The following is an 8,747-nucleotide window of genomic DNA, read 5'->3' as shown; positions in this document are numbered from 1 at the left end:
CTTCTTCCGCTACATCGGCGACACCGCCACCTACATCGCCCGCTACGACGACCTGGTGAACGGCAAGGAAGAGAAGATCGACGTGTCCAAGGTCGATGTGTCGATGAACGGTATCGAGCTGCAGGACCGAGAATTCTTCGCCGCCATCCGCGAAGGCCGCCAGCCCAACGCAAGTGTGGCCAGCGTGCTGCCCTGCTACAAGGTGCTTCACCAGTTGGAACAGCAACTCAACGCCGGTGCCTGAGGCCCGGGGGGAAACCTGTGGGGAGAGTCCTGTAGGGGCGAATTCATTCGCCCTCGGGGCTTGACCCACGCACCGCGGGCGAATGAATTCGCCCCTACAAGGACGGTAGTTGCCCGCGGAAATTCAGGACAACAGGAACTCTCATGAAGCGCAAGATCGGTCCGTTTGCCGTGTCCCCCATCGGCCTCGGCTGCATGAACCTCAGCCACGCCTACGGCGTGCCGCCGGCGCCGGAGCAGGGGGCGGAAGTGCTGCTGAAGGCCCTCGATGCCGGCGTCGATTTCTTCGATACCGCTGCGCTGTACGGTTTCGGCGCCAACGAGCGGTTGCTCGGCCGCGTGCTGGCGCCCCATCGGTCGCGCTTCGTGCTGGCCAGCAAATGCGGCATGCACGGCGTGGATGGCAAGCGCGTCATCGACGGCCGCCCGGAAACCATCCGCGCCAGCGTCGAGGCCAGCCTCGACCGCCTGCAGACGGACGTGATCGATCTGCTCTACCTGCACCGCTGGGACAAGACCGTACCCATCGAGGACAGCGTCGGCGCGATGGCCGAGCTGGTGAAGGCCGGCAAGGTGCGTGCGCTGGGCCTGTCCGAGGTGTCGGCGGAGACGCTGCGCAAGGCCCACGCGGTGCATCCCATCGCCGCGCTGCAGACCGAGTATTCCCTGTGGACGCGCAACCCGGAAATTGCCGTGCTCGACGCCTGCCGTGAGCTGGGTGTCGCCTTCGTGGCCTTCAGCCCGCTGGCCCGCGGCTTCCTGGGCGGCCCGCTGGACGTGGCGGCCTTCGACCCCAAGGACATCCGCCGCGCCATGCCGCGCTTCGCGCCCGACAACTACGCCGCCAACCTGCGCCTCTACGAAGCCTACGCGGCGCTGGCGCAGGAAGCCGGCTGCACACCGGCCCAGCTCGCGCTGGCCTGGCTGCTGGCCAAGGGCGAGGACATCGTGCCGATTCCCGGCACCACCTCGGTCGCCCATCTGCAGGAAGACCTCGCCGCGGCGCAGGTCACGCTGAAGCCCGACCTGATCGCCCGCCTCGAAGCTGTGATCAATCAAGGAACGGTCATCGGCACCCGCTACAATGCGGCCACCCAGGCCGAGATCGATACCGAGGAATTCCAGCCCGGGTGATCCAGGCCGGTTTCTGACGACACATAGCAGGGGCGAACTCGTTCGCCCCTTGTGCATTTATTGAGATCCCATTTCCTCATGCTGGCCATCCTCGCCATTACCACCCCGATCTTCGTGCTCATCGGCATGGGCTACCTGGCCGTGCGGACCGAGATCTTTCCGAAGGCGGGGCTGACCGCGCTGGGCGCGTTCGTGATCCGCATTGCGCTGCCGATGCTGGTCTTCAAGTCGATCTCCCAGCGTTCTTTCGCCGAGGTGCTGAACCTGCCTTACCTGAGCGCCTACCTGTTCGGGTCGGTGGCGATGGTGGGTATCGGCGTCGCCTGGGCGCGCCTGGTGCGTGGGCAGAGTCTTGAACATGCCAGCCTGATCGGCATGGGCATGGGCTCGGCCAACAGCGCCTACGTGGGCTACCCGATCGCGCTGCAGGTGATCGGCCCCACCGCGTCGATGGCCCTGGCCCTGTCGATGATCGTCGAGAACATGCTGATGCTGCCCCTGTGCCTGGCTCTCGGCGATGCCGGCAAGGCCCGCCATGAGCCCTTCTTCCGCGTCTTCGGGCGGGCCTTGCTCGGCCTGCGCAAGAGCCCGCTGGTGGTGATGATCTTCGTCGCCTTTGCGTTCTCCTTCTTCGGCCTGAGCCTGCCGCCGCCGATCACCAAGGCGGTTGAGATGGTGGCCGCGGCGTCGGCGCCGGTGGCCCTGTTCTTCATTGGTGGCAGCCTGGTCGGGTTGCCACTGAAGGACGTGCTGCTGGATGTGGGCGTCGTCAGTTTCGCCAAGCTGATCCTGCATCCGCTGGCGGTGGCTCTCGGGCTGTACCTGTTCGGGCCAGTGGACCCGCTGCTCGGTGCTGGCGCGGTGCTACTGGCCAGCGCACCGATGCTCAGCATCTATCCGATCTTTGGCCAGAAGCACGGCCGCGAGGGCTTCTGCGCGGCCACCTTGCTGGTGGCCACGGTGGCATCCTTCGTGACCATCGCCGCGGCGATCTGGCTGCTCCACCACGTGCCGGGCTTTGGCCTCATGCATTGAGTCCGGCTGAGTGCCAGGCGTCGGCGTCCAGCCGGTAGAGGCAGTGGCGGCGTAGCGGATGTCCTTCCGGCAGCACCGGGTGGTCGAAATCCTCGGCGGTCCGCCGCATGCCCAGCCGCTCCATGACGGCTTGGGAGCGGCGGTTGGACAGCGCTGTGAAGGACACGATTTCCGACAGCCCCAGCGTCTCGAAGCCGGCCGCCAGCGCGGCTCGTGCCGCCTCGCTGGCCAGACCCTGACCCCAGGCCGCGTGGACAAGGCGCCAGCCGATCTCCACGCAGGGCGCGAACGGCAGCGCTGCGGTCGGCACGTTGAGTCCGACGAAGCCGATGAAGTCGCCCGAGTCCCGCCGCTCCACCGCCCAGAAACCCCAGCCGCGCTCGGCGATGAGGGCTTCGCAGCGCTCGGCGATCGCGTCGCTGGCTGCACGATCAAGAGTGCTTGGAAAGTGCGCCATGACCCGCGGGTCGGCGTTGAGGGCCGCAAACGGCGCCCGGTCGGCGGCTCGCCACTGACGCAGGTGCAGGCGTGGCGTGACGATCTCGAGGGGCGACGGTAGCTGCGGCAGGGGGCTGGCGTTCACGCGCCCACCGGCGTGCACAGCTCAACCAGCGTGCCGTCCGGGCAGCGCACGTAGGACACGGTCTGGCCCCAGGGTTTGGCTTCCGGGGCCAGCAGTTCGGTGGCGCCGGCGGCCAGCGCGCGGGCGTGGGCTTCTGGCACGGATGGGGTGACGAAGGCGACCTCGAAGCCGAGGGGCTGCGGCGATTCACTGGCGGCGACGAAGCCGGCCGGGAAGTGCGTGTGGCCCAGTTCGAGGGCGGCGAAGGCGAGCGTGGTCTCGCCGGTGTCTAGCTCGCCATAGGTGCCGGATTCGTGCACGAAGCGGCGCACCAGGCCGAAGGCCTGCTCGAAGAAGGCGATCGATGCCGCGACGTCGGGCACGTAGATGATGGTGTAGCCGAGCTTCATGGGATTCTCCTGCCCGCTTCAGTCGCGCCGGTCACGATCCCGGTCGTGGCCGCGATCACGGCCGCGCTCCCGGTCGCGGTCGTTATCCCGGTTGTCCCGATAATCCCGGCGTCCGTGGTCTTCCTCCCAGCGGCCGCCCGACTGACGCCAGTGGTCGCCTTCACGTTCCCATTGGTGGGGGGCCCAGCGATAGCCCGGGCGGGGGGCTTCCCAGTGGCCGGGTGACCATTCGTGGCGACTGCCAACCCAGTTCCAGTAGCCGCCGATCCAGATGTAGCCGGCCGCCGGCGGCGGGCCGACGTATTCCACGCGGGGGGGCGGGGGGGCGACCATGACAGGTTCGCGGTAATACGGCCGGCCGGCCGGGGCCACGACACAGCCGCCGAGGAGGGCGGAGGTGGCAGCGAGGCCGATCAGTAAGGTCTTTTTCATGATGTCGATTTCGGCAGTAGACAGAGGGGAGCGGCTCGGCTGTCAGCGCACCTGGGCGAGCTGTTCGTTGAGGGCCGTCAGGGTGTCGGCCTCGCCGCGGACGTGGAAGAAGGCGCCTTCTTCGTCGGCGCGTTCGCCCAGCACCTGGCAGCGCGCGTAGATCTCGCCGCGCAGTTGTTGGGCCGACCAGGGCAGAAAGAGTTCGGCTTCGACCAGATCCTTCTGGAAGAAGGCGACGATCTCATCGCGCAGGCGGGAGACGTCGGCGGGACGCCGGGCGCTCATCACGATGCAGCCGGGGTACTTGGCGTGCAGCGTGGCTTCGCACTCGGCCTGGGCTTCGGCGTCGCCGACGTGGTCGATCTTGTTGAAGACACGGATGCGCGGCACTTCTTCGGCGCCGATCTCGGCGAGCACTTCGTCGGTGACTTCGAGCTGGCGCAGGAAGCCCGGGTCGCTGGCATCGATGACGTGCAGCAGCAGGGAGGCGTCGAGCGCTTCTTCGAGGGTGGATTTGAACGAGGCGACGAGGCCGTGGGGCAGGTTCTTGATGAAGCCGACGGTATCACTGACCAGCACGCGCGGCACGCTCTCCGGGTGGAGCACGCGCACGGTGGTGTCGAGCGTGGCGAAGAGCTTGTTGGCGACCAGCACCTCGCTGCCGGTCAGGGCTCGCATCAGCGTGGACTTGCCGGCGTTGGTGTAACCGACGAGGGCGACGCCGGCCAGGCCCTGGCGCTCCTGGCGGCGGGCGCGCTGGGTCTTGCGCTCGGCGTCCATGGCGATGATTTCCTGCTGCAGTTCGGCGATGCGGTCGCGGATCTTGCGGCGGTCCAGCTCGGTGGCGGATTCGCCGGCGCCGCGGCCGCCCATACCGCTGCGCTGGCGACCCTGCGGCCCGGCCAGCTTGGCCAGTTCGCGCAGGCGCGGGGCCATGTAGCCGAGGCGGGCGATTTCCACCTGGGCGCGGGCGGCCCGGGAGCGTGCGTTGCGGTGGAAGATCTCGAGGATGACCATGGTGCGGTCCATCACCTCGCAGCCGACTTCGAGTTCGAGGTTGCGGGCCTGCGACGGGGAGATCTCGTGGTCCACCAGGATGGCGTCGATGGGCGCATCCCCGCTGTCGGGGGCGGGGTTGCTGTTGACGTAGTCGTGGATCTCCTGCCGCTTGCCGACCCCCAGGTAGGCCATCGGATCGAAGCCGGCGCGTTTCTGGATGAAGGTGTGGACGACCGTGAAGCCAAGGGTTTTCGCCAGCTCGCGTAGTTCGTTAAGCGAGGCCTCGAACTCGATGTCGCTGACCTGGGGGAGCTGGACGGCCGCGACGACGGCGTAGCGGGGCTTTTCTTTGGCTTCAATGTGCATGCGGTATCGGCTTGTTTAGGATGGTCAAGGCCAGATGGTACCCGTCAATCCCCGCCGTGCCCGCATGAGTGTGGCGGCTTTGCCGTGCGTGCGAGTCGGACGGCCTCGAGGGGGCGGTTGGTCAGATTAATGGCGAAGGCTGTTTTCAGGCGTGCTCCGGAGCGCCGGCGCTGTGGCCCAGAGCGAGGGGCACGACGGCTTCCAGTTGGTTGCGCAGCCAGCTGTGGGCCGGGTCGTGGCGGTGGCGCAGGTGCCAGATCATGTACATCGGCATCGGCGGGCAGGGCAGCGGGGGGGCGACGCTGGCCAGGCCGTGCAGCAGGCCGCCGCCGAGGAGGCCCGGCAGCGTGGCGAGGCGGGGACTGCCGCGCAGGAAGGACGGGATGCCGGCGAAGCCCGGCACGCTGGCGACGAAGCGGCGCTGGATGCCTTGGGCGGCGAGCAGATTGTCGATGTCGAGACTGCGTCGCGGCTCGTACAGCACGGTGACATGCTCGGCGGCCAGGTAGTCGTCGAGGCCGTCCGGCGCGGTACGGCAGGCGGCGTCGTAGAAGACCCGGTAGCTGTCCTCGAAGAGGCGTTTCTGCAGGATGTCGCCGGCCTCCGGTGGGCGTGGCGAGATGGCCAGCTGGCAGTGCGCGTCGCGCAGCATCTCCGGCGTCGGCACGTCGGACGGGATCACCCGCAGCGTGACGCCCGGCGCTGCCGCGCGCAGGCGGTCGAGCAGTAGCGGCAGCAGCAGGTCGCGCTGGAAGTCGTTGGCGGCGATGGTGAAGGTGGCGGCGAGCTGAGTTGGATCGAACTCGGCGGCAGTGGCGAAGCGGCGCAGCTCGTCGAGCAACACGCGGGCGTGCACGGCCAGCTCCTCGGCCCGTGCGGTGGCGACGATGCCGCGCCCCGACTTGACGAACAGCGGGTCGCCGACGATGCCGCGCAGCTTGTCGAGCAGGTGGCTGACCGCCGACTGGGTGACGCCGAGGCGCTCGGCGGCGCGGGTGATGGAGCCTTCGTCGATGACCGTCACCAGCAGCTGCAGCAGGCGGCCATCGAGGCTCAAATGATCGAAATTACTCATGGGACGATTCGGCGTCTTTGCATTTATCCATTTTGATCGTAGGGTCAAACTCCGTCACGTCATCACATTCCAACAACGGAGACACGCATGGCTGACACGAAGCAGCGCCGGGTGATTCCCGGCACCCCGATTTTCGACGGTGAGGCCGCCCGCAAGGGTTACGCCCTCAACAAGATGTGCTTTTCCTTCAACTCGGCGGCCAACCGTGCCGAGTTCGTGAAGGACGAGGAGGCCTATTGCCTCAAGTATGGCCTGAACGCCGAGCAGTCGGCGGCCATCGCCAAGCGCAATGTGCTGGACCTCATCGCGGCGGGCGGCAATGCCTATTACCTGGCCAAGTTCGCCGGCATCTTCGGGCTGGACATGCAGGACATCGGTGCGCAGCAGACCGGGATGACCAAGGAAGCCTTCAAGGCGAAACTGCTGGAAGCGGGGAAATAAGACATGGCAAAGATTGTTGGCGGCATTGTGACCTCCCACGTTCCGGCGATCGGCCGCGCGATTGCCGGCGGCCTGCAGGAAGATGCGTACTGGAAACCCTTCTTCGATGGTTTCCCGCCGGTGCAGAAGTGGCTCAACGAAGTGAAGCCCGATGTGGCGGTGGTGATCTACAACGACCACGGCCTCAACTTCTTCCTCGACAAGATGCCGACCTTTTCGGTGGGCGCCGCCGAGAGCTACAGCAATGCCGACGAAGGCTGGGGTATCCCGACGCTGCCGGCTTTCCCTGGCAACCTCGACCTGTCCTGGCACCTCATCGAGTCGCTGGTGGACAAGGAATTCGACATCACCACCTGCCAGGAAATGCTGGTGGACCACGCCTTCACGCTGCCGATGAAGCTGCTGTGGCCGAACGCTGGCGAAGCCTGGCCGGTGCGTACCGTGCCGGTGTGCATCAATACCGTGCAGCACCCGCTGCCCAGCGCCAAGCGCTGCTTCAAGCTCGGCCAGGCCATCGGTGAGGCGGTGCGCAGTTGGGACGACGACGCTCGCGTGGTGATCATCGGTACCGGCGGTCTTTCGCACCAACTGGACGGTGAGCGGGCCGGCTTCATCAACAAGGACTTCGACCTGAAGTTCATGGACAGCCTGGTCACCGATCCGGCCTGGGCGACCCAGTACTCGGTGGAAGACTTGGTGGACTTCACCGGCACCCAGGGCATCGAGCTGCTGATGTGGATCGCCGCCCGTGCCGCCATGGGTGGTGTGGAGCAGGTGAAGAAGCTGCACTCCAACTACCACATTCCCATCTCCAACACGGCCGCCGGCCTGATGTTGTTCGAGAACGTGGAGTGATGGATGGCCGCCGCCCCATCGAGGGGCGGCGGCTTGCAGGAAGGCACGCGGGCGTCCGCGGTTCCCGGAAGGGGCCGCGGACGCCTTTCGTGCTTGTTGAAAGGCGAGCCCGCGCGCAGACGGGGCCGGCTTTCGTGTCAGAATTATCGAAGACAATCCAGTCCCTGGGCATGGGCCCGGCAGAGAGGAATGAGCATGGGATTTGAAGCACTGGGCGGCGAACCGGAAATAGAAGGCATCGAGTTCGTCGAGTACGCGACCAGCCGGCCGAAGGAGTTTGGTGCGGCCCTGCTGGCCATGGGTTTCCAGCCGGTGGCGAAGCATCGTTCGCGCGATGTGCTGCTGTACCGGCAGGGTGATGTGAATGTGATCGTCAATGCCGACGAGCGGGCGCTGGAAGGCGAGGCCGACGCGGAAGCCGAGGTGGTGCTGAAGGCGCTGGCGATCCGCGTGCCGGATGCCGGCGTGGCCTACCGCCACGCGCTGGCTTGCGGCGCCCAGCCGGTGAGCAGCCAGGCCGGGCCGATGGAGCTCAATATTCCTGGCGTGCATGGGCCGGGGGGCGCGGTGCTGTTCCTGCTCGACCGGCGTGCTGGCGTGTCCTTCTACGAGGTGGATTTCCTGCCGCTGCCCGAGGCCCGCTTCGACGTGCCGGCGCTGGCCGGCCTGCACTTCTTCGGCATCGTGCAGTACATCCTGGCCGGCGACACGGCGCGCTGGTGCAATTTTTACGAGCGGGTGCTGGGTTTCACGCCGCTGCCCGAGGGTATGCGCTTCGGCGTGCTGCCGCGTGGCACCATCATGCGAAGTGCTTGCGGCTGCTTCTTCCTGCAGTTCATCGAGCCGCCGGCCGGTGCCGAGGACGCCCACTGGCAGGAAGGCTTCAACCGCATCGGCCTCGGCGTGCCTGACGTGGAAAAGGCGGTGGCGGAGCTGGAATCGCGGGGCATCCATTTCGTCGATGCGTCCTTGCTGGGCAACCGGGAGCTCGGCGCGCTGACCCGCACCCTGGTCGGCGGCACCCAGTTCGAGCTGGTTCATCACGCGCAGCCGGGCGGCTGCTGAAGCAGACTGTTCTTTTCCTCTGCGGGATGTCCTGTGGGGATGTCCTGTGGGGATGTCCTGTGGGGATGTCCTGTGGGGATGTCCTGTGGGGATGTCCTGTGGGGATGTCCTGTGGGGATGTCCTGTGGGG

General features: G+C 66.8%; 10 protein-coding genes and 1 pseudogene. 6 read left to right on the top strand and 5 right to left on the bottom strand.

Going from position 1 to position 8,747, the window contains the following annotated elements; translation table 11 throughout:
• The 3 genes and pseudogenes from ACE3RX_RS22755 to ACE3RX_RS22745 all read left to right on the top strand — a co-directional run.
• Positions 1 to 244, top strand: a pseudogene (locus ACE3RX_RS22755) (oxidoreductase); the annotation flags it as partial.
• A 143-nt stretch (positions 245 to 387) separates the two neighbouring features.
• Positions 388 to 1,377, top strand: coding sequence for an aldo/keto reductase (locus ACE3RX_RS22750; RefSeq protein ID WP_374487254.1), 990 nt, complete (start codon positions 388 to 390; stop codon positions 1,375 to 1,377).
• Between the two features lie 78 nt (positions 1,378 to 1,455).
• Positions 1,456 to 2,412 (top strand): AEC family transporter, encoded by a 957-nt coding sequence (locus tag ACE3RX_RS22745; RefSeq protein ID WP_374487253.1) that lies wholly within the window; start codon positions 1,456 to 1,458, stop codon positions 2,410 to 2,412.
• Here the strand turns inward: ACE3RX_RS22745 and ACE3RX_RS22740 are convergent.
• The 5 genes from ACE3RX_RS22740 to ACE3RX_RS22720 form a co-directional block, all read right to left on the bottom strand.
• On the bottom strand, positions 2,402 to 2,995 hold the full coding sequence (locus ACE3RX_RS22740) for a GNAT family N-acetyltransferase (protein ID WP_374487252.1): 594 nt from the start codon (positions 2,993 to 2,995) through the stop codon (positions 2,402 to 2,404). The genes ACE3RX_RS22745 and ACE3RX_RS22740 overlap by 11 nt on opposite strands.
• On the bottom strand, positions 2,992 to 3,384 hold the full coding sequence (locus ACE3RX_RS22735; protein ID WP_374487251.1) for a VOC family protein: 393 nt from the start codon (positions 3,382 to 3,384) through the stop codon (positions 2,992 to 2,994). Before ACE3RX_RS22735 ends, ACE3RX_RS22740 begins: the two co-directional genes overlap by 4 nt.
• Before the next feature lie 18 nt (positions 3,385 to 3,402).
• A complete protein-coding gene (locus tag ACE3RX_RS22730) occupies positions 3,403 to 3,816 on the bottom strand; it encodes a hypothetical protein (protein ID WP_374487250.1) in 414 nt (137 codons plus the stop codon).
• 42 nt (positions 3,817 to 3,858) lie between these two features.
• On the bottom strand, positions 3,859 to 5,181 hold the full coding sequence (gene hflX / locus ACE3RX_RS22725) for a GTPase HflX (protein WP_374487249.1): 1,323 nt from the start codon (positions 5,179 to 5,181) through the stop codon (positions 3,859 to 3,861).
• A 145-nt stretch (positions 5,182 to 5,326) separates the two neighbouring features.
• On the bottom strand, positions 5,327 to 6,256 hold the full coding sequence (locus tag ACE3RX_RS22720) for a LysR family transcriptional regulator (protein WP_374487248.1): 930 nt from the start codon (positions 6,254 to 6,256) through the stop codon (positions 5,327 to 5,329).
• Positions 6,257 to 6,343: 87 nt separating this feature from the next.
• On the opposite strand from ACE3RX_RS22720, the gene ACE3RX_RS22715 reads away from it, so the two are divergent.
• The 3 genes from ACE3RX_RS22715 to ACE3RX_RS22705 all read left to right on the top strand — a co-directional run bounded on the left by ACE3RX_RS22715 (position 6,344) and on the right by ACE3RX_RS22705 (position 8,617).
• The gene (locus ACE3RX_RS22715) at positions 6,344 to 6,697 is read left to right on the top strand and encodes a protocatechuate 4,5-dioxygenase subunit alpha (RefSeq protein ID WP_374487247.1); all 354 of its coding nucleotides are present in this window, start codon (positions 6,344 to 6,346) and stop codon (positions 6,695 to 6,697) included.
• A 3-nt stretch (positions 6,698 to 6,700) separates the two neighbouring features.
• Positions 6,701 to 7,552 (top strand): class III extradiol dioxygenase family protein, encoded by an 852-nt coding sequence (locus tag ACE3RX_RS22710; protein WP_374487246.1) that lies wholly within the window; start codon positions 6,701 to 6,703, stop codon positions 7,550 to 7,552.
• 195 nt (positions 7,553 to 7,747) lie between these two features.
• The gene (locus tag ACE3RX_RS22705) at positions 7,748 to 8,617 is read left to right on the top strand and encodes a VOC family protein (protein WP_374487245.1); all 870 of its coding nucleotides are present in this window, start codon (positions 7,748 to 7,750) and stop codon (positions 8,615 to 8,617) included.
• Positions 8,618 to 8,747 lie beyond the last annotated feature (130 nt).

Origin of the sequence: Zoogloea sp. (assembly GCF_041914405.1) — a bacterium.
Classification (GTDB): Bacteria; Pseudomonadota; Gammaproteobacteria; order Burkholderiales; family Rhodocyclaceae; genus Zoogloea.
Note: the sequence above shows the minus strand (reverse complement) of the source record. Positions and strands in the feature narration are given on the sequence as shown.